Source organism: Pseudomonas sp. NPDC085632, assembly GCF_044541255.1.
Taxonomy (GTDB): Bacteria; Pseudomonadota; Gammaproteobacteria; order Pseudomonadales; family Pseudomonadaceae; genus Aquipseudomonas.
Genome location: NZ_JBITSX010000073.1, coordinates 1 through 18,470 on the forward strand (window position 1 = coordinate 1; position 18,470 = coordinate 18,470).

18 protein-coding genes are annotated in these 18,470 nt (G+C 60.3%); 5 read left to right on the forward strand and 13 right to left on the reverse strand.

Features of this window, described 5'->3' with window-relative positions; all coding sequences use genetic code 11:
• Positions 1 to 70: 70 nt before the first annotated feature.
• Entirely contained in the window at positions 71 to 1,957 is a 1,887-nt protein-coding gene (locus tag ACIF4X_RS27825) for a DEAD/DEAH box helicase (RefSeq protein WP_397484528.1), read from the forward strand.
• Positions 1,958 to 2,199: 242 nt separating this feature from the next.
• Here the strand turns inward: ACIF4X_RS27825 and ACIF4X_RS27830 are convergent, their stop codons facing one another.
• Together ACIF4X_RS27830 and ACIF4X_RS27835 are read right to left on the reverse strand one after the other, a co-directional pair.
• On the reverse strand, positions 2,200 to 2,775 hold the full coding sequence (locus tag ACIF4X_RS27830) for a YceI family protein (RefSeq protein ID WP_007913714.1): 576 nt from the start codon (positions 2,773 to 2,775) through the stop codon (positions 2,200 to 2,202).
• A gap of 31 nt (positions 2,776 to 2,806) precedes the next feature.
• Positions 2,807 to 3,358, reverse strand: coding sequence for a cytochrome b (locus ACIF4X_RS27835; RefSeq protein WP_007913713.1), 552 nt, complete (start codon positions 3,356 to 3,358; stop codon positions 2,807 to 2,809).
• Between the two features lie 323 nt (positions 3,359 to 3,681).
• Between ACIF4X_RS27835 and ACIF4X_RS27840 the strand changes: the two genes are divergently transcribed.
• Entirely contained in the window at positions 3,682 to 4,179 is a 498-nt protein-coding gene (locus ACIF4X_RS27840; RefSeq protein WP_397484529.1) for a hypothetical protein, read from the forward strand.
• A gap of 369 nt (positions 4,180 to 4,548) precedes the next feature.
• Here the strand turns inward: ACIF4X_RS27840 and ACIF4X_RS27845 are convergent, their stop codons facing one another.
• The gene (locus ACIF4X_RS27845) at positions 4,549 to 6,318 is read right to left on the reverse strand and encodes a flavin monoamine oxidase family protein (protein ID WP_397484530.1); all 1,770 of its coding nucleotides are present in this window, start codon (positions 6,316 to 6,318) and stop codon (positions 4,549 to 4,551) included.
• Between the two features lie 223 nt (positions 6,319 to 6,541).
• On the opposite strand from ACIF4X_RS27845, the gene ACIF4X_RS27850 reads away from it, so the two are divergent.
• Both ACIF4X_RS27850 and ACIF4X_RS27855 read left to right on the forward strand, forming a co-directional pair.
• Entirely contained in the window at positions 6,542 to 7,948 is a 1,407-nt protein-coding gene (locus ACIF4X_RS27850) for an adenosylmethionine--8-amino-7-oxononanoate transaminase (RefSeq protein ID WP_397484531.1), read from the forward strand.
• Positions 7,949 to 8,080: 132 nt separating this feature from the next.
• Positions 8,081 to 8,800 carry a 16S rRNA (uracil(1498)-N(3))-methyltransferase gene (locus tag ACIF4X_RS27855; RefSeq protein WP_397484532.1) on the forward strand — a complete coding sequence of 240 codons (720 nt, stop codon included), beginning with the start codon at positions 8,081 to 8,083 and terminating at the stop codon, positions 8,798 to 8,800.
• 148 nt (positions 8,801 to 8,948) lie between these two features.
• Here ACIF4X_RS27855 and ACIF4X_RS27860 read toward each other — a convergent pair whose 3' ends face one another.
• The gene (locus ACIF4X_RS27860) at positions 8,949 to 9,566 is read right to left on the reverse strand and encodes a hemolysin III family protein (RefSeq protein ID WP_201148163.1); all 618 of its coding nucleotides are present in this window, start codon (positions 9,564 to 9,566) and stop codon (positions 8,949 to 8,951) included.
• 209 nt (positions 9,567 to 9,775) lie between these two features.
• On the opposite strand from ACIF4X_RS27860, the gene ACIF4X_RS27865 reads away from it, so the two are divergent.
• Positions 9,776 to 10,696, forward strand: coding sequence for a LysR substrate-binding domain-containing protein (locus tag ACIF4X_RS27865; protein ID WP_129395882.1), 921 nt, complete (start codon positions 9,776 to 9,778; stop codon positions 10,694 to 10,696).
• 200 nt (positions 10,697 to 10,896) lie between these two features.
• Here the strand turns inward: ACIF4X_RS27865 and madM are convergent, their stop codons facing one another.
• The 9 genes from madM to mdcA all read right to left on the reverse strand — a co-directional run bounded on the left by madM (position 10,897) and on the right by mdcA (position 18,124).
• The gene (gene madM / locus ACIF4X_RS27870; protein ID WP_016984761.1) at positions 10,897 to 11,661 is read right to left on the reverse strand and encodes a malonate transporter subunit MadM; all 765 of its coding nucleotides are present in this window, start codon (positions 11,659 to 11,661) and stop codon (positions 10,897 to 10,899) included.
• A gap of 5 nt (positions 11,662 to 11,666) precedes the next feature.
• On the reverse strand, positions 11,667 to 12,059 hold the full coding sequence (gene madL, locus ACIF4X_RS27875; RefSeq protein ID WP_129395884.1) for a malonate transporter subunit MadL: 393 nt from the start codon (positions 12,057 to 12,059) through the stop codon (positions 11,667 to 11,669).
• 66 nt (positions 12,060 to 12,125) lie between these two features.
• Positions 12,126 to 13,046, reverse strand: a complete 921-nt coding sequence (mdcH, locus tag ACIF4X_RS27880) for a malonate decarboxylase subunit epsilon (protein ID WP_397484534.1) — start codon at positions 13,044 to 13,046, stop codon at positions 12,126 to 12,128.
• Positions 13,043 to 13,663: a malonate decarboxylase holo-ACP synthase gene (locus ACIF4X_RS27885; RefSeq protein WP_397484535.1), complete on the reverse strand. Its 621-nt coding sequence runs from the start codon at positions 13,661 to 13,663 to the stop codon at positions 13,043 to 13,045. Before ACIF4X_RS27885 ends, mdcH begins: the two co-directional genes overlap by 4 nt.
• Entirely contained in the window at positions 13,657 to 14,442 is a 786-nt protein-coding gene (mdcE, locus tag ACIF4X_RS27890; protein WP_397484536.1) for a biotin-independent malonate decarboxylase subunit gamma, read from the reverse strand. The genes ACIF4X_RS27885 and mdcE overlap by 7 nt, the downstream gene beginning before the upstream one ends.
• Positions 14,439 to 15,290: a biotin-independent malonate decarboxylase subunit beta gene (locus tag ACIF4X_RS27895; RefSeq protein WP_397484537.1), complete on the reverse strand. Its 852-nt coding sequence runs from the start codon at positions 15,288 to 15,290 to the stop codon at positions 14,439 to 14,441. Before ACIF4X_RS27895 ends, mdcE begins: the two co-directional genes overlap by 4 nt.
• Complete coding sequence (locus tag ACIF4X_RS27900; protein ID WP_007913697.1) at positions 15,283 to 15,582, reverse strand: malonate decarboxylase subunit delta; 300 nt, start codon at positions 15,580 to 15,582, stop codon at positions 15,283 to 15,285. The genes ACIF4X_RS27895 and ACIF4X_RS27900 overlap by 8 nt, the downstream gene beginning before the upstream one ends.
• On the reverse strand, positions 15,582 to 16,454 hold the full coding sequence (locus ACIF4X_RS27905) for a triphosphoribosyl-dephospho-CoA synthase (protein WP_397484538.1): 873 nt from the start codon (positions 16,452 to 16,454) through the stop codon (positions 15,582 to 15,584). The genes ACIF4X_RS27900 and ACIF4X_RS27905 overlap by 1 nt, the downstream gene beginning before the upstream one ends.
• Complete coding sequence (mdcA, locus tag ACIF4X_RS27910) at positions 16,454 to 18,124, reverse strand: malonate decarboxylase subunit alpha (protein ID WP_093429846.1); 1,671 nt, start codon at positions 18,122 to 18,124, stop codon at positions 16,454 to 16,456. Before mdcA ends, ACIF4X_RS27905 begins: the two co-directional genes overlap by 1 nt.
• Positions 18,125 to 18,470 lie beyond the last annotated feature (346 nt).

Consider the following 18,470-nt stretch of genomic DNA (forward strand, 5'->3'; position numbering starts at 1 on the left):
TCCTCTTAAACGTGATTCGCGCCAGGCAAGACTCCCATTGGGCCAAGCCCTAACTAAAACAGGATTACTCATGTCCTTTGCTTCCCTCGGTCTCTCCGAGGCTTTAGTCCGCGCCATCGAAGATGCGGGCTATACCGAGCCTACTCCGGTGCAACAGCGGGCCATTCCCGCCGTGTTGCAAGGTCGCGACCTGATGGTTGCGGCACAGACAGGTACCGGTAAAACCGGCGGATTCGCCCTTCCGATCCTGGAGCGGTTGTTCCCCAACGGTCACCCGGACAAATCCCAGCGTCATGGCCCGCGCCAACCGCGCGTACTGGTCCTGACCCCGACCCGCGAACTCGCGGCCCAGGTTCACGAGAGCTTCAAGATCTACGCCCGTGACCTGAAATTCGTCAGCGCCTGCATCTTCGGCGGCGTCGGCATGAACCCACAGGTTCAGGCCATGTCCCGTGGCGTTGACGTACTCGTCGCCTGCCCGGGTCGTTTGCTCGATCTGTGCGGCCAGGGCAGCGTTGACCTGTCCCACGTGGAAATCCTCGTCCTCGACGAAGCCGACCGCATGCTCGACATGGGTTTCGTGCACGACGTGAAGAAAGTCCTCGCGCGCCTGCCGTCCAAGCGTCAGAACCTGCTGTTCTCGGCGACGTTCTCCAAGGACATCACCGACCTCGCCGGCAAGCTGCTGCACAACCCGGAACGCATCGAAGTGACGCCGCCGAACACCACGGTCGAGCGCATCGAACAACGCGTGTTCCGTCTGCCGGCCAGCCACAAGCGTGCGCTGCTGGCGCACCTGATTACCGCCGGCGCGTGGGAACAGGTGCTGGTTTTTACCCGCACCAAGCACGGCGCCAACCGCTTGGCCGAGTACCTGGACAAGCACGGCCTGCCGGCTGTGGCGATCCACGGCAACAAGAGCCAGAACGCGCGCACCAAAGCGCTGGCCGACTTCAAGGCCAACCAGGTGCGCATTCTGGTCGCCACCGACATCGCCGCACGCGGTCTGGACATCGATCAGTTGCCACACGTGGTCAACTTCGAACTGCCGAACGTCGATGAAGACTACGTGCACCGTATCGGCCGTACGGGCCGTGCCGGTCGTTCGGGCGAGGCGATTTCGCTGGTCGCGCCGGACGAAGAAAAACTGCTCAAAAGCATCGAACGCATGACCAAGCAGAAAATCGCCGACGGCGACCTGATGGGCTTCGATTCGAGCACCATTGAAGCCGAGAAGCCGGAAGTGCGTGAGCGTCCGGACGTGCGTAACCCGCGCAATCCACGTGGCCCACGCGGCGACGGCCCGAATGGCGGCGGCGGTGGCGGCGGTCGTAAAGACAAAGGCAAAGACAAGGGCAAGGAAAAACCGGCCGGTGAACGTGGCGAGCGTCCTGCCCGTCAGCAGAAGCCGCGCGAAGGCACTCCCGCCCGTGAACAACGTCCGAGCCAACCGCCACGCGCGGCGGCTGATCGTGCACCGGACGAGTTCCTCGACGACGATGTGGATAACTTCGGCAACCGCGTTGACTACGTGCCCAAGCCTGCCCCGGCTGGTGGTCGCGGCCGTCGTCCAGGCGCACCGGCTCAGGGCGCAGGCGCAGGTTCGGGCGCACCACGCGGCGGTCAGTCGCAGGGTCGTCAAAATGGTCCGCGCAACAGCAACGGTTCGAGCACCGGAACCCCGCCAGCCAAACGCAGCGGCGGCCCGCGCAACGGCGCACCGCGTGATGGGCAGTCGGGTCGTCGCGACGATTCCGCCTCGTCCTCGCGCAACCGTCGCCCGGCCCGTGACGATCAGCCACGCAGCGAGCCCGCCGTGCAAAACCCGCGCAGCAACGGCCCGAAGATCATGCACAAGGAATCGAAAGCCGACCGCTTCCCGACGCCTGAGCAGCTCGATCAACTGCCAGCTCGCCCACGCGGTGAAAAACCAGCGCTGCTGACCCGCAATCGCTGAGTTAACGCCGACATAAAAGATGCCCCGCCTCGAAAGAGCCGGGGCATTTTTTATGGACGACCCAGACCCGCTTCCTGTAGGAGCTGCCGAAGGCTGCGATCTTTTGATCTTGATCTGCAAAAAGCCAGGATCAAAAGATCGCAGCCTTCGGCAGCTCCTACAGTGGGAATTGTGTTTTGGCGGGCTATAAAAAACGCCCCCGATCTTTCGACCGGGGGCGTTTTTGTGTGGCGGGGCGAAAGTTATTTAACTTTCACGCCTTCCAGCGAGATGTCCAGATCCGCAGTTTGCGAGGTAGGACCTGGGCCCTTGATCCCGAAATCGTTCAGGTTGAGGGTGGTCTTGGCGTTGAAGCCAGCACGCTCGCCGCCCCATGGATCCTTGCCTTCGCCGTTGAACGTAGCCTTGAAGGTTACTGGCTTGGTCACGCCGTGCAGAGTCAGGTCGCCGGTCACGTCAGCGGTCTTTTCGCCGGTCGATTTAACAGCGGTGGAGACGAACTTGGCATCAGCAAACTTGCCGACATCCAGGAAGTCTTTGCTGGCGATGTGCTTGTCACGTTCAGCGTGGTTCGACCACAGGCTGGCGGTTTTCACATCAACCGAGATCTTGCTGGCTTCAGGCTTGGCCGAATCCCACGAGAACGTACCGTCGAAATCCTTGAAAGTACCGTGAATGAAGCTGTAACCCAGGTGGCTGATTTTCCAGTCAACGAAGGCGTGCTGACCTTCCTTGTCGATTTTGTAGTCCGCTGCCATGGCCTGGGCCGAGAGCAGTGCAGAACCGATTGCCAGAGCGGCCAGAGTCTTTTTCAACATGCTTTCTTTTCCTTTGAGTCGAGGTTGAATTTCAGGCTTTGCGACCGAGCATTCGCGTCAGGGTCGCATCACGATCGATAAAGTGGTGCTTCAATGCTGCCAACGCATGGAGACCGGAAAAAATTACCAGCGCCCACGCCAGCCAGAGATGAATCACCCCAGCGGTATCTGCCTGATCCGGTAGTCCGGAAACCAGTGCAGGAACTTCAAACAGGCCAAACACCGGGATCCCGACACCGTCTGCGGTGGAAATCAGATAACCGGCAAGCATCACAGCGAACAGCGCCAGATACAGAAACCCGTGGCCGAACTTGGCACCGATACGGGTCATGCGGCTGTAGCTTTGCAGCGTCGGCGGTGGTGGGCTGATAAAGCGCCACAGCACCCGCAACACCATCACGGCCAGCAACACCAGGCCGATGCTCTTGTGCAGATCCGGCGCTTCTTTGCGCCAACTGCTGTAGTAATCCAGCCCGACCATCCACAAGCCCAGCGCGAACAGCCCGAAGACCACCAGCGCCACGCCCCAGTGCATGAAGATGCTGACCCAACCATAGCGCGAAGAAGAGTTACGTAGCTGCATTGCCCAAATCCTGTGAGAACTGCGAACCAAGACTAGCGAGTTATCTATCGAATTAAAGCGGAAAATTTCGCTTTGAAATATCGAGAAATACGATCAAGAGTCTGTAAGTGACGTGTTAAGGAAAGATTAAAGGCGATTTGTCCGCACAGCGCTCGGGCCATGCTACTCGATTCTCGCTGGCTGGACCGGCGCTCCCCCAGGCAGGCATCGATCGCAGGAAGGTCGTCGCCAGAGAAATTCTCAATCGATAACTATGTATCGCTAGTTGTACGTCTGCACCTGATCAAATGATGACTCAATCATTCTTTGAAACGGTGACCAACATGGCTCTTCGTTACACCCCCTTTCAAGCAAGTGGCACTTCCGAGTTACCGCCCAACCAAACCTTGACACCAGGCCAGTATCTGCAATCCGAGAACGGCCAATTCCGCCTTATATTGCAGGCCGATGGAGATCTGGTGATCAAAGAAGGTGAAGCGGTAGTGTGGATTGCCGATAATCATCAGCCTTACAGTTTAACTTTGCATCCAAAAAAGATGCGTGAGCCACTGCAGTTTGTCATCAGCAATAACGGTTTTCTCTACGACCCTTCCCGACGGCGCCTATGGATTGCTGAAAGCACTCACAGCCTCGACAAATCGCTCTGGTACAACACGTACATGACGCTCCAGTACGATGGCAACCTGGTCATCTACGATCAGCGCAACGGGAATCTGCGCTGGGCCCGCTTCGGTTTTGTCCCCGGGCGCATTCGAAAACCCAAGCAACGATGGCTCCGAAAATTACCGAACGGCACGGAGTTCTTCAAATGGGACTTTTAAAAAGCTTGAGTTATTTTATTGATTAGTTTGTAAAAACCGCCGGGGGCTGCAAGCAATCCGCACTATACGGATCTATCTTGCATTGATGAGCAAGTTCAGCGCCATAACCCCCAGGAAAGAAACGCCCATTGGCACAACCGGAAAGTGTCATCAACAAAAGTATTACCGTAAGTCTTTTCATCTAGCGCCTCCAATTTTTTCAAGCATAAAGTTGGAGATCAGGCACCCGCTATCATTTCGTTCTGATTATTTTGTGGGAAGTATCCTGCGCAGCGGTAAGCCATGAGACTGCTAAGGGAAGGATTGCAGTGCACGCTTCTGGCAAAAAAAACGCGGCCCTCATGGCCGCGTTTTTATTGAAGCAATGGCTTACTGCGCCTTCGTCTCAGTAGTGGCTGCCGGCTTGGCCGCTGGCTTCTTCGCCGGTTCAGCCTTCTTCGCTGCCGGTTTCGCCGCAGGTTTTTTCGTTTCGGTTTTAGCAGAAGGCTTCTTCGCCGCAGGCTTGGCCGCTGCTTTCTTCGCCGGCTCGGCTTTCACCGGAGTCGCAGGCTTCGGCGCTTCCACCGGAGCTGGCGCAGGGGTCGGCGCAGGCGCAGGCGCTGGAGCGACCGGAGCAGGTGCCGGCTCTGGCGCCTTCACAGGCTCAGGCTTCTTCTCGTCATCCGAACCGCCGAACAGGTTGCTGAAGAAGTTGCCCTTCTTCGCCGCCACGGCACCCGCCGCGCCTGCCGCTGCTGCAGCCGGCACCACTTTGACTGGCTCAAACGATTTGCCCGCCGCCAGGTCTTCAACCTGACTGGCTGCACGCTGACCGGTGCGCAGTGCGCCTTCCAGGGTGCCCGGGTACAAGGTGTCGGTGTGTTCGCCAGCGAACGTCACGCGTTGCAGCGGACGTTCCCACAGGCGCCAGAACTTGCTGATCTGCCCCGGGCCGTAAGCCAGGTAGGCACCGCCCATCGAAGGGTCGGTGCTGTAACGACGGATTTCATAACCGGTAAAAGAGCCACGGGCCTGTGGATAAAACGCGTGCAGACGGATCAGCACCTGATCGACCATCTGTTTGTCGCCAAACGCCTGCATCACGCGGGCATTGTCGCCGGACAGGTTGATCACCACGTTGGCGCCGCCCTTCAGCGCAGGCTCGATCCACAACATGCCCAGACCAGTGTTGCTGTAGATCTCGCCGGACATACGCGCCTTGCTTTCCCACACCGGCGTCTTGAACTTCAGCATGATCTGGTCGCGCCAGCCGTAGTTGGTGCCCTTGATCGCGGCCATGTGCTGGGCATCCAGCGCCGGCGTCAGCGCAATCTTGTTCAGCGCGCGCAGCGGCACAGCCAGTACGACGTAATCAGCCTGGTAGCCAACACTGCCGACCTTGACGGTCACGCCGTCCTTGTCCTGATTGATGGCCGATACCGGCGAGTTGGTCTTGATCGTCTTGATCTGTTTGACGAACGCCTGGGCCAGCACCTGGCTGCCGCCGACCAGACGCGAAGCACGCAGGTCACGGTCGGAGACGCCGCGATACACACGGTTCTGCTGGGCGAAATACAGCAACGACAGACGCGAAGGTTCGTCGTAGTGAGTACGGATGTCCTGGTTGATCAACTGGCGCGCGGTGGCCGGCAGATTCTGCTTGTCGAGCCAGCTCGACACGGTGATCTGATCCAGCGCGTGCAGCGTGCTGGTCGCCGCCGGGTTCTGCGGGTCATCGATCGAACGCGCCAGATCGTCGAGGGTTTTCTGGTAGCGCTTCAAGGCGTCGGCGGTGGCCGGTTGCTTGGTCGCCAGATCGGCGGCGGAGAAATACTCGCCGTCGATCAGATAACCCGGGGTACGTACGAATTCCGGTGCCGGCGTGGTGCCCAGCTTGAACGTCGAGACGTACTTGTTCAGCACCGGCTGGGTCTTGTCGTTGCCGATCCACTCGCTGGTGGCCATGCCGGAGCGACCGCCCATGCTCGGCTTGGCTTCCAGCAGGGTGACCTGCCAGCCTTTGTTTTGCAGTTCGTAAGCGGCAGTCAGACCCGACAGGCCGCCGCCGATCACGATTGCGGTTTTATCCTTGGCCAGCGCTGTAACGCTGAACAGCCCCAACATCACCAGCGCACAGGCGCGCAGCCAACCGACAGACATTCAGCGAACTCCGGAAATACACGTAGGAAAAAGCAGTTTTGCGGGTCAGACGACCCAAAGAACCGCGAAGAATACGTTAGCCATCAAAACGCCGCCAGCGACGTCTATCGGCTCATACAAAGTAGCTCAATCGACACAATGGGTTGTCCCCGCGCGACGCATTGCATAGGCTTGCGCGATTGTTTGCCCGCGCCTGTCGCGAGCCGCCTCGAGGAGACTGTAAATGGGCCTGAATAACCAGTGGATGCAACGCGACCTCGCGGTGTTGTGGCATCCCTGCACCCAGATGAAAGACCACGAACAGCTGCCGCTGATCCCGATCAAGCGCGGTGAAGGCGTCTGGCTCGAAGACTTCGAAGGCAAGCGCTACCTCGACGCCGTCAGTTCGTGGTGGGTCAACGTGTTCGGCCACGCCAACCCGCGCATCAACCAGCGCATCAAGGATCAGGTCGATCAACTGGAGCACGTGATTCTGGCCGGCTTTAGCCATCAACCGGTGATCGAGCTGTCCGAGCGTCTGGTGAAGATGACGCCGGAAGGCCTGAACCGGGTGTTCTACGCCGATAACGGTTCGTCCTGTATCGAAGTCGCGCTGAAAATGAGCTTTCACTACTGGCTCAATCGCGGCCAACCGAACAAAAAGCGCTTCGTCACCCTGACCAACAGCTACCACGGCGAAACCATGGCGGCGATGGCGGTCGGCGACGTGCCGCTGTTCACCGAAACCTACAAAGCGCTGCTGATGGACACCATCAAGGTGCCGAGCCCGGATTGCTATGGGCGCCCCGAAGGCATGAGCTGGGAAGAGCACTCGCGCAACATGTTCGCCGCCATGGAACTGACCTTGGCAGAGAACCATGACAGCGTTGCGGCAGTGATCGTCGAGCCGTTGATTCAGGGCGCCGGTGGCATGCGCATGTATCACCCGGTGTATCTGAAATTGCTGCGCGAGGCTTGTGATCGCTACGGCGTGCACTTGATCCTCGATGAAATCGCCGTTGGTTTCGGCCGTACCGGGACGATGTTTGCCTGTGAGCAGGCCGGCATTCGCCCGGACTTCCTCTGTCTGTCGAAGGCCCTGACCGGCGGCTATCTGCCGCTGGCGGCGTGCCTAACCACCGACGAGGTCTACAGCGCGTTTTACGACGACTATCCGACCTTGCGCGCGTTCCTGCATTCGCACAGCTACACCGGCAACCCGCTGGCCTGTGCGGCGGCACTGGCGACGCTGGATATCTTCGAGCAAGACAACGTCATCGAGAACAACAAGGCGCTGGCTCAGCGCATGGCCTCGGCGACAGCGCATCTGGTCGATCACCCGAATGTGTCGGAAGTGCGGCAGACCGGCATGGTCCTGGCCATCGAGATGGTCAAGGATAAGGCCACGAAAGAGGCCTACCCTTGGCAGGAGCGTCGCGGTTTGAAGGTGTTCCAGCACGCGCTGGAGCGCGGCGCGTTGCTGCGTCCGCTGGGCAGCGTGGTGTATTTCCTGCCGCCGTACGTGATCACCCCGGAGCAGATCGACTTCCTCGCCGAAGTCGCCAGCGAAGGCATCGACATCGCTACCCGTGACAGCGTCAGCGTCGCCGTGCCAAAAGATTTCCACCCCGGCTTCCGCGATCCGGGCTAACCGTAACTTCTCGTTCCCACGCTCCGCTTGGCAATGCAGCCCGGGACGCTCCGCGTCCCAAAGCGGACGCAGAGCGTCCATTGAGGCATTCCCACGCAAAGCGTGGGAACGATCTAATCTGAGAGACCCGAAATGAGACTGTCCCGCTTCTTTATCGACGCCCCCCTGAGCACCGGCGAACACGAATTGCCGGAGGCCCAGGCGCATTACATCAGCCGCGTGCTGCGCATGGCCGAGGGCGATGCGGTGCAGATGTTCGACGGTTCCGGTCATGAGTTTCGCGGCGCTCTGCTGGAAGTCGGCAAGAAGCACGTGACCGTGCAGATCGACGAACAATTCGCCGGTCAGGTCGAATCGCCGCTGCACATTCACCTCGGTCAGGGCTTGTCCCGTGGCGAGCGCATGGATTGGGCGATTCAGAAAGCCACCGAACTGGGCGTGAATGAAATTACGCCGATCTTCAGTGATCGCTGCGAAGTTCGCCTCAAGGACGAACGCGCCGACAAACGCCTGCTGCACTGGCGTCAGGTGGCGATCAGCGCGTGTGAACAGTGTGGGCGCTCGCGGGTGCCGGTGATTCATCCGCCGGTGTTGTTGGCGGACTGGATCAAGCAGACTGAAGCCGAGTTGAAACTGGTGTTGCATCCGGTGGCGGAGCCGTTGGTGAGTCATGCCAAACCGGTGACGCTGGCGTTCCTGATCGGGCCTGAGGGTGGTTTGACTGACGCTGAAGTCGAGCAAGCCAAAGGCAACAGCTTCCACGCCGCCCGCCTTGGCCCACGCGTGTTGCGCACCGAGACCGCGCCGGTGGTTGCACTGGCGGTGGCCCAGCAGCTTTGGGGTGATTTCTAACCCTTTTTGCCGGAATGATCGTTCCCACGCTCTGCGTGGGAATGCAGCCCGGGACGCTCCGCGTCCCATACGGCGTGACGCAGAGCGTCACAGGAGGCGTTACCACGCAGAGCGTGGGAACGATCAGGCACAAGGGATGGTGGTGTCTCTAGAGGACATAAAACAAGATCGCGACAAAGTGCAGCAAACTCCCGGCAATCACAAACAAATGCCAGATCCCGTGCGCATGCCGCAGCCGGTGATCCAGGGCAAAAAAGATAATCCCCACCGTGTACAAAACCCCGCCCGACGCCAGCCAGGCAAACCCTGTTGTGCCCAGCGCCGCAATCAAAGGCTTCACCGCCACCAACACAATCCAGCCCATCACCGCGTAAATCACGATCGACAGAATCCGCGCCTCCGAACGCGGTTTGATCTCCTGCAGGATGCCAATCAGCGCCAGCCCCCAGACAATCCCGAACAGCGTCCAGCCCCAGGGCCCGCGCAGCGTGACCAGACAGAACGGCGTGTAGCTGCCGGCAATCAACAGGTAGATCGAAAAGTGATCGACCTTCTTCATGATCGCTTTCTTGCGCCCGCGCACGCTGTGGTACACGGTTGATGCGCTGTAAAGCACCAGCAGGGTAAACGCGTAGATCGCCACACTGACAATCTTCCACGGACTGCCGTCCAGACTGGCGATCACCAACATCCAGACCCCGCCGACAAAAGCCGCCACCGCCCCGACCAAATGCGTCCAGGCGTTGAGTTTTTCTCCGTGATACATGTGTCGCTCACCTCAATATTCGTTACCGCAGCGCGCAAGGCTCGGGCCTTGAGCGTAAAAGCGCAATGTTTCTGTTCAAAGCCAAGATCAAACGATCGCAGCCTTCGGCAGCGCCTACAGGTGATCGCATTCCAATGTAGGAGCTGCCGAAGGCTGCGATCTTTTGATCTTCAAGGCACAATCGACGCATTCCAAAAAGAGTCCGCGCCATGCTGATCGACGAAGAATTGACCCTGAAAAAACTCGAGGTGTTCCTCGCCTTCATGCGCACCGGCAACCTTGCCCGCGCCGCTGCCGAGTTGCAGACCAGCAACGTCAGCGTGCACCGCGCGATTCACTCGCTGGAAAGCGCCCTGCGCTGCCCGCTGTTCAAACACGAAGGCCGCAACCTGACACCGCTGGAAAGCGCCTACGTCCTCGAAGAACGCGCGCAGAAGCTGATCAACGACGTCGTCGAAAGCGTGCGCCTGACCCGCGAAGCCGCCGGGTTCTCCGCCGAACGTTTCAAGCTTGGCTCGCTGTATTCACTGACAGTGAAAACCGTACCGCAACTGATCATGGGCCTGAAGATCCGTCGCAGCGAACTCAACATCGACCTGATCCTCGGCTCGAACATCGACCTCCTCTACAAACTGAAAAACATGGAAGTCGACGCGATTCTGGTGTCGCTTGACGACAGCATCAACGACCCGGATTGCGAGCAGATTGCGCTTTTTTCCGATGACATTTTCCTCGCCACGCCAGCGGATTCAAAGTTTGCTCAGCGCAGTGAAGTGGATCTCGCGGAAGTCCGGGATGAAACGTTCATCACCTTGACCCAGGGCTTTGCCACGCATCAGGACGGTAACCGGGTGTTCAAGCAGGCGGGGTTCGAACCGAAGGTGGCGATGCAGGTGAATGACATTTTCACGCTGCTGAGCATGGTCAGTTCGGGGGTGGGTTATGCGTTGCTGCCGGGACGGATTGCGGCGGTGTATGAGAATCGGGTGAAGCTGATTCCGTTGCAGGAGAAGTACCGGTTGCAGCAGCACATCGGTGTGGTGTTCTTGAAGGCCAAGGAGAGGGATCCGAATTTGTTGGCGTTGTTGGCGGAGTGTCGGATGTATGCCAATCGGCAGGTTGGGGTTTAGATCAAGAGCTACCCCCTCACCCCAGCCCTCTCCCCCAAGGGGCGAGGGGGAAAGGGAGCAGATCTCCGTGGGTTTCAAGGCCTGAGTTCGACTCAGGACTTTCAGATCGGCATACCTCCAACATCCAACTCGGTCAGTCCCCTCTCCCTACGGGCGGTCCGACGTTTCGGGAGGATTAGGGTGAGGGCAGCTTTTGGCAACTAACCCACCAACCCGCGCATCGCCAAAAACAACAGCGAAGGCCCAAGCAAACACCCCAGCGCCGTATAAAACGCAGCCGTCAGACACCCATAAGGCACCAGCTTCGGATCCGTCGCCGCCAACCCGCCGGCCACGCCGCTGGACGTGCCCATCAAGCCGCCGAAAATCACCGCGCTGCGTGGATTGTTGAGGCCGATCATCGGCGCCACGAACGGCGTCATCACCATCACCAGAATCGCCTTGATCAGCCCCGCCGCGATCGACAGCGCCATCACCTCGGAACTGGCACCAATTGCCGCGCCGGTCACCGGGCCGACGATGTAAGTTACCGCGCCCGCGCCAATCGTGGTCAGGCTCACCGCGTCGGTATAACCGAACGCCATCGCCACACCGACCCCGGCGACAAACGACGTGCCGACACCCACAAACAGCGCCAGCACACCGACGAACCCGGCACGCTTGAGCTCATCGACACTCACGCCAAACGCGGTGGCGACAATCGCAAAGTCACGCAACATCGCCCCGCCGAGCAGGCCGATGCCGGACAACAACGGAATATCCACCACACCCTTCTGCCCACCGGTCAACGCGCCGCCGACATACGACAGCACCAGCCCGAGCAGAATGGCGATGGCCGAGCCGTGCAAACGGCCCTTGGTGAAGGTGTTGGACATCCAGTAGGACACCCACATGGTCAGGCCGACAATCAGGAAGCCGCTGATCAAACCGTAGCCGGTGATCACTTTCATCATTGATTCGTACATGGCGATTACCCCGCAGTCTTGGCTGGAGCGATCGGGGTCTGCTCCTTGTTGCCCATGCGCGTCAGCACCGGCACCAAGGCAAAAGCGATCACGACAGCAAGCGTCCCGGCGAGGATCGCCATCGGCCCGCCCTTCAGTGCGCCGTAGACGTTTTGCTGGGCCGCCATGGCCACCACGATAGGAATGTAGACCGCGCTCCAGAACTCGACGCCCTGCTCGGTCTTGCCCTTGAGCCAGCCGCTTTTGTTCAGATAACTGCCCAGACCGATCAACAGCAGCATCGCAATACCGACCCCGCCGACGTTGGCCGGCACGCCGATCAGCTTGCCGAGCAACTCACCGACCCAAATACCCACCAGCGTACAAAAGGCGAGAAACGCCACACCGTAAATAATCATTGTTGTAGTCCTCAAAGTGCATCGTCGAATGTTGTTTTTGTTGTTCGAAGCTTGAGTCGCGGCGGTTTAGAGTTGGCGGCTTCCCTCCTCACGCAGCAGCGCTTGCAAGGTGTCGAGGCGCGCACTGTCGAAGGCAGTGACCGTGCCCTGCTCGAACACCCGGCGCGCCAGCCCGGTCAGCACCGCACCGGGCGGCAGTTCGATCTGTAAACGCACGCCGCGCTCATAAGCGCTTTGCACGGTGCCGCGCCAATCCACTACGCGACACATGTTGAAGGCGAGGTCGTCGCGCAGCGCTTCTACTTTGGTCACAGGGCGTGCGCGACTGCCGCTCAGGTAAGCGATTTTCGGGGTTTTCAGTTCAACCTTTGCGAAGGCTTCAGCAAGGATTTGCGCCGGTTCGTCCAGCAGCGGACAGTGCGATGGCACACTCACTGCCAGACGTTTTGCCAGACCGGCGCCACGACTGCGCGCCAGTTCGGCCACGGTTTGCATCGCCTTGTCGAAGCCAGCAATCACTACTTGGTTATCGGCGTTGATGTTGGCCAGATACACCGGCGAATCTTCGCTGTGTACCTGCGCCAGCAGCGTTTCGACTGTGGATAATTGCAGGCCGATGATTGCGGTCATGCCGTAGCCTTGTGGATAAGCTCGCTGCATCAGTTCACCGCGCAGGCTGACCAGATGCAACGCATCGCTGAAGCTCAAGGCGCCGGCAACCACCGCTGCCGGGTAAGCGCCGATGGACAGGCCGGCGACGTAATCCGCCGTGAGTCCGTCCTGCAACAGCTGCCGTGAAGCTGCGACACCAGCGATCAGCAGGCAGAGTTGAACCGCCCTTGTCGTGCGCAACGCATCGCTGGAATCCAGCAACAAAACATCTTCGCCAAGCACGTCGCTGGCCTCAACCAACGATTCCCGAGACAAACGCTGAAGCATGCCCGCTTGCTGCGCGCCCTGGCCGGGGAACACCAGCAGACTGCTCACGCTGCCTGCTCCTGCAGGTTCCATGGATCAATCACCAGGCAAGCCTGATGAGCATTTTTCAGCAGCACGCGCGCCGAACCGCTGGCCCACTCACGCAACGCCACAGCACCGAACGGCGTCTGCAATTGCAGGTCGACCCGGCACGGGGCTTGATCGAAAAGCTCGACCAGTTTGCGTGCCTGATTGCGGGTAATCAGTTGCGGTGTACGCAGAATCAGATCGAGGTCACTGGCCGCATGCATCACTTTAAAACCACTGGCCAATTCAAACCCGACACTGCCGCTGACACCCCAAATCCAACCGCAATCGTCGAGCATTGGCCGCAGTTGTTTGAGCGCCTGCATGACCGGCAGATCGCGCTCGCACTCAACATGACAAAGCGCTTCGGGACTGACCCGACAGGCAATCGAATCGACCGCCATCAACGCCGCCAGCCGCTGCTCGCGCAATACACCGCGAATGCCGACCGCGACCAAACCTTCCTCGCTCAGCGCCCGTCGCACCACCACCGGTTGCCCGGCGCTGAGCGACTCGCCGGCCCATGCCGGCGCATCCGCCGGCAACTGCGCCGGGGTCATGCCCCAGAGCAGATCGTGGGCCAGAGGCGTGTTCACCACTGCGCCCTCAGCAATTCGCGAACCTTGCTGGAGGCCGCACGATTTTTCGCGCCGAGGCGATTGCTCAAGTCAGTGCTGGAAACATCGCTAATGGCCTGTTTCAGGCATTCCTTCACCCGTGCCAGATCCTCTGCGGTCGGCTGTTCAATCTGCTCCACCGACAAGGTTTCCCAGAGCAATCCGAGGCTGGCATAACTGTCGATGTCATAAGCCATCGGCGGCACACTGGCGGCCAGCGCCTCCAGTTCTTCAACACTACGCAACGTCACCCGCGCCGCCGACGCCTTGCCCATCGCATGCACCATCACGCCGGGATCACGCAACGCGATCAAACGATTGGCCTGATAACCGTGAGCCAGAAAAGCCCCTGACATGGCCTTGCCAACCAACAGCGCAATCACCGGATGCCCGGCCAAACGCGCGCGGGCATAACTGTCCGCCGCACCGGCCAGTGCCTGATGAATGCCGAGCGCTTCCTCGCGGCGACCGTAAGCCTGACTCGGCACATCGACGATGGCGATGATCGGGCGCTTCTGCGCCTTGTCACGATCAGCAGTGATCGCGTCATCCACAGCTTTGGCCAAACCCCAACCTTCGAGCAGGCCGACTTCGCCATTACGAGCGCGAGGAAACCGATTGTCCGGATCAGCGACCACAGCGATGAAACGCCCCAGCGCACCGTCAGCCACCTTCAACGAGGCCGGCAGCCCTTCGACCACGACAGCGCCCGCGCTCAAGGCGTTGAACCAGTTCAAACCGCGCAGTGAATAACCGCTCATGAGCGCTCTCCTTGATACAGATCGCGAACCACCGACGGTTCGATTTGCGGGTCAGTGTTCAGACCGCTCAGGCGTTGCAGAAACCATTCGGCGCGCTGGCTGCGTGGCTGTGTCGGCAAACCCTGCTGCAGTAATTCACCAACCTGCTGACGAATCTTCGCCACGTCATCGGCGACATAACGATCCACCAGACCACTGGCGAAACGCTGCTCGCCACCGGTCAGGCTCCAGATGAAGGGCCGGTCGCGGGAGTCGTATTCTTCGATCCCCGCTTCCTGCTCAATCACTTGCGGGCCGTTCAAACCGAGGCGCGCTTCCTGAGTCACCAACAAATAGCTGCACAACGCCGCCGCAATCGACATACCACCGAAGCAACCGACGCTGCCCGCAACCACACCGACCACCGGTTGGTACTGCTGCAAATCGACAATCGCCGCATGAATATCAGCAATCGCCGCCAGCCCGAGATTGGCCTCCTGCAAACGCACACCACCAGTTTCCAGCAACAACACCGCCCGAGTCGGAATGCCTTTGCGGTTGTCTTCGGCGGCCAGTTCCAACGCGCCGGCAATCTTCGCCCCGCCGACTTCGCCAAGGCTGCCGCCCTGAAACGCACCTTCAATCGCGGCAATGACCACCGGCAAACCGTCGAGATTGCCCTTGGCAATCACCACCCCGTCATCGGCCTGCGGCACGACGCCCTGGCGTTCAAGCCACGGCGACATCACCCGTTGAAACGGATCGAGCAATTCGCGAAAGCTGCCGGCATCGAGCAAGGCTTGCGCCCGTTGCCGCGCGCCGAGTTCGACGAAGCTGTGTTTGTTGAGCAACGCTGCGCTGTCAGTCATGGCCGATCTCCTCGAAACCTTGTTCCAGCCGCAAGCGCACCACGCCCGGCGTCGCGCCAAAGTCGTGGATATCGATAGCCATCGCCGGCGGCGTGGTGCCGTCGAACATCCGTGCAAACAGGTGCTGCCAGCGCAGCTGCGCACCGTTGACCGAAGTCTGCACATTGATCGTCAGCTTGCCGGCCAGGCCCGGTTCGATCAGCACTTCCAGATCACCCGAGCCGACACAACCGACCAGCGCACGACCGCGTGGCGGCTGCCCGGCGGGGAATTCAAACGATAGGGTTTCCATCAAAACGCTCCCTGAAGGATGCCGTCGCGCTCGATGCGATCGAGCAGCAGCGTGGCGGCGAGCAAGTCGGCGGCGCCACCGGGCGAGGCATTCAATGCGATGAGTTGTTGATCCAGTTCGTGCAGGCGACGACGACCGCTGAGGCTGGCGCTGCCACCGGCGTCGAGCACTGCTTGCGCGCCGTGTTGCATGGCGTGCAGGCCTTCTTCGCCGGCGCGGTAGAGCACGCAGGTGTCGGCCAGATTCGTCATGATCGCGAGCAACGCGTCGAGCCGGGCGTTCTGTTCGCCGTGGCCGTTGGCGCGGCTGCGCTTGAGTTGTGGCAAGCCGCGTTGCAGCACCGAAGGGAAGCCGAGTTGCGCTTCTTCACGAGCACCCCGGGCGCCGTAACGCAGGGCGACTTGGGCACCGTGGCTCAAGGGTTTCGGTGCGTGGCGATCATCCAGCAAGGCCAGACGTGCAGCACGCAGGGTCACGGCGTTAGCGCTGGAGGATTGCGGTTCCAGAGCAGCAGCGGTCACCAACAATCCCAGCGCCCAAATGGCACCGCGATGCGTGTTCACACCGTTGGTGGTCGTGAGCATGGCTTGCTCGCCTTCACGACCGATGCGGCCAATCGCTTCGCGCAACGTTGAATCGACTTCGCCGATTGCAACCGCCGCTTCAGCCATTTCCTTGAACGCCGGCCACAACGACAGCGCCGAAGCGTGCATCAGGCCCAGGTGCAAATCGGTGTGCGCGCCATTGCCGCGACGGTCGACCAGTGCCGGTTTCGGCGACAGATCGGCTTCGTCGATCAACGCGTCCACCGCCAGGTCGGCCAATCGATCAGCCAGGGACAGCGGTTTCGCTTGCAGGTTAAATGCGTGCATTACCAGCTCCTGAATTTCGCGGGCGGGTTGTACAGGCCACCAGACCACTCGACCAGATCGGCCACGCTTTTCGCCGCGAGCAGTTCGCGGGTGGCGTCGGTGCGGCGGATGCCGAGGTCTTCGGGCAAGGCGATCAGGCCTTCGCGGCGCATGCGTTCAGTGTCTTTCGGGTTGTGGCGCAGGCCGATGGCGGTGACGCCGGCGACCGCAGCGATCATCGCCTGGCGCTCTTCCAGCGAGCGTGCCTTGTACAGGTAGGCGATGCCTTCTTCGGTGAGCAGGTGGGTGACGTCATCGCCGTAGATCATGATCGGCGCCAGCGGCATGCCGCTTTTCTTCGCCACTTCCACCGCATCGAGGGTTTCGACGAAAGTCGGTTTGCCGCCCTCCTGGAACGTCTCGACCATTTGCACCACGAGTTTTTTGCCGCGTTCGAGCATCGGTTGCTGAGAGTCGTCATGACGCATGTCCAGCCACGCCGGAGTGCCGTGACGCCGACCGCGCGGGTCGTGGCCCATGTTCGGCGCGCCACCGAAACCGGCGAGGCGGCCACGGGTGACGGTTGAGGAATGGCCATCGCCATCGACCTGCAACGTCGCGCCGATAAACAGATCTACCGCGTACTGCCCGGCGAGTTGGCAGAACATCCGGTTGGAACGCAGGGAGCCGTCGCGGCCGGTGAAGAACACGTCGGGGCGGGCGGCGATGTAGTTTTCCATGCCCAGTTCAGTGCCGAAGCAATGCACGCTTTCGACCCAGCCACTTTCAATCGCCGGGATCAACGTCGGGTGCGGGTTGAGCGTCCAGTTGCGGCAGATCTTGCCTTTGAGGCCGAGGGATTCGCCGTAGGTCGGCAGGATCAATTCGATGGCGGCGGTGTTGAAACCGATGCCGTGGTTGAGCGACTGCACGTTGTGTTTTTCGTAGATCCCGCGAATCGCCATCATCGCCATCAGTACGTGCACAGGCTTGATGTGGCGTGGGTCGCGGGTGAACAGCGGTTCGATGTAGAACGGCTTGTCGGCCACCACGACGAAATCGACCCATGACGCGGGGATATCCACACGCGGGAGTTCGCTGACGTCGTCGACCAATTGGTTGACCTGGACGATGACGATGCCGTCGCTGAACGCGGCTGGTTCGATCAGTGCCGGGGTGTCTTCGGTGCTCGGGCCGGTGTAAATGTTGCCGGCGCGGTCGGCCATGAAGCCGGCGGAGAGCACGACGTTGGGGATCAGGTCCACCACCAGTCGGGCGTAGAGTTCTATGTAGGTGTGGATTGCGCCGATTTCCAGCAGGCCGTCTTCGAGCAACTGGCTGATGCGCAGGCTCTGCGTGCCGGCGAAGGAGAAATCGAGCTTGCGGGCAATGCCGCGTTCGAACAGGTCGAGGTGTTCGGAGCGACCGACGCTGGGCATGATCATGTGCAGGTCGTGGAGCTTTTCCGGGTCGGCTTTGGCCAGCGAGCGCGAAAGGAAATCCGCTTGCTTCTGGTTGTTGCCCTCGAGTACCACACGGTCGCCGGGATGAATCAGCGCTTCGAGCGCGGCGACGATCTTGTCGGTGGGCAACACCACACCGTCGGCCAGCCCGCGCACCTTGTCGAGGCGGCGCTGCTTCTCATCGCGCCGCCGCGTCCAGCGCGAGTCGGGGGAAATTGTTGTTGTCATGCTCACTCCACGGGGTTCGCTGTCGTGGAGCTAAGGTAGGCGTGTGGGGTGGGGGCATCAATCAAGCGCGGTGGTGAATCATTACGCTCAGGGTAACGATCAAAAGCGCCCTCACCCTAGCCCTCTCCCGGAGGGAGAAGGGACCGACCGAGGTGTCTGGCGCCATACATCGACCTGCCCCACCGAGTCGATTATGGATTCACAGCAGTATTTTCAGGTCGGCGTAACTTGTGAGCATCCCACGGTCGGCCCCCTCTCCCTCCGGGAGTGTATGTACCGGAGACATGGTGGACAGGTGTTCGGAGACATGGTGGACACATTTTAATAGACACATTGCTCATCGCGA

Excerpts from the sequence above, each read along its gene's own strand:
- ACIF4X_RS27845 (WP_397484530.1), bottom strand. The coding sequence starts at position 6,318 with ATGTCTGTCGGTTGGCTGCGCGCCTGTGCGCTGGTGATGTTGGGGCTG.
- ACIF4X_RS27840 (WP_397484529.1), top strand. The coding sequence starts at position 3,682 with ATGGCTCTTCGTTACACCCCCTTTCAAGCAAGTGGCACTTCCGAGTTA.
- ACIF4X_RS27855 (WP_397484532.1), top strand. The coding sequence starts at position 8,081 with ATGAGACTGTCCCGCTTCTTTATCGACGCCCCCCTGAGCACCGGCGAA.
- ACIF4X_RS27895 (WP_397484537.1), bottom strand. The coding sequence starts at position 15,290 with ATGACTGACAGCGCAGCGTTGCTCAACAAACACAGCTTCGTCGAACTC.
- ACIF4X_RS27865 (WP_129395882.1), top strand. The coding sequence starts at position 9,776 with ATGCTGATCGACGAAGAATTGACCCTGAAAAAACTCGAGGTGTTCCTC.
- madM (WP_016984761.1), bottom strand. The coding sequence starts at position 11,661 with ATGTACGAATCAATGATGAAAGTGATCACCGGCTACGGTTTGATCAGC.
- ACIF4X_RS27905 (WP_397484538.1), bottom strand. The coding sequence starts at position 16,454 with ATGCACGCATTTAACCTGCAAGCGAAACCGCTGTCCCTGGCTGATCGA.
- mdcE (WP_397484536.1), bottom strand. The coding sequence starts at position 14,442 with ATGAGCGGTTATTCACTGCGCGGTTTGAACTGGTTCAACGCCTTGAGC.
- ACIF4X_RS27835 (WP_007913713.1), bottom strand. The coding sequence starts at position 3,358 with ATGCAGCTACGTAACTCTTCTTCGCGCTATGGTTGGGTCAGCATCTTC.
- mdcA (WP_093429846.1), bottom strand. The coding sequence starts at position 18,124 with ATGACAACAACAATTTCCCCCGACTCGCGCTGGACGCGGCGGCGCGAT.
- ACIF4X_RS27830 (WP_007913714.1), bottom strand. The coding sequence starts at position 2,775 with ATGTTGAAAAAGACTCTGGCCGCTCTGGCAATCGGTTCTGCACTGCTC.
- ACIF4X_RS27825 (WP_397484528.1), top strand. The coding sequence starts at position 71 with ATGTCCTTTGCTTCCCTCGGTCTCTCCGAGGCTTTAGTCCGCGCCATC.
- ACIF4X_RS27900 (WP_007913697.1), bottom strand. The coding sequence starts at position 15,582 with ATGGAAACCCTATCGTTTGAATTCCCCGCCGGGCAGCCGCCACGCGGT.
- ACIF4X_RS27860 (WP_201148163.1), bottom strand. The coding sequence starts at position 9,566 with ATGTATCACGGAGAAAAACTCAACGCCTGGACGCATTTGGTCGGGGCG.
- ACIF4X_RS27850 (WP_397484531.1), top strand. The coding sequence starts at position 6,542 with ATGGGCCTGAATAACCAGTGGATGCAACGCGACCTCGCGGTGTTGTGG.
- madL (WP_129395884.1), bottom strand. The coding sequence starts at position 12,059 with ATGATTATTTACGGTGTGGCGTTTCTCGCCTTTTGTACGCTGGTGGGT.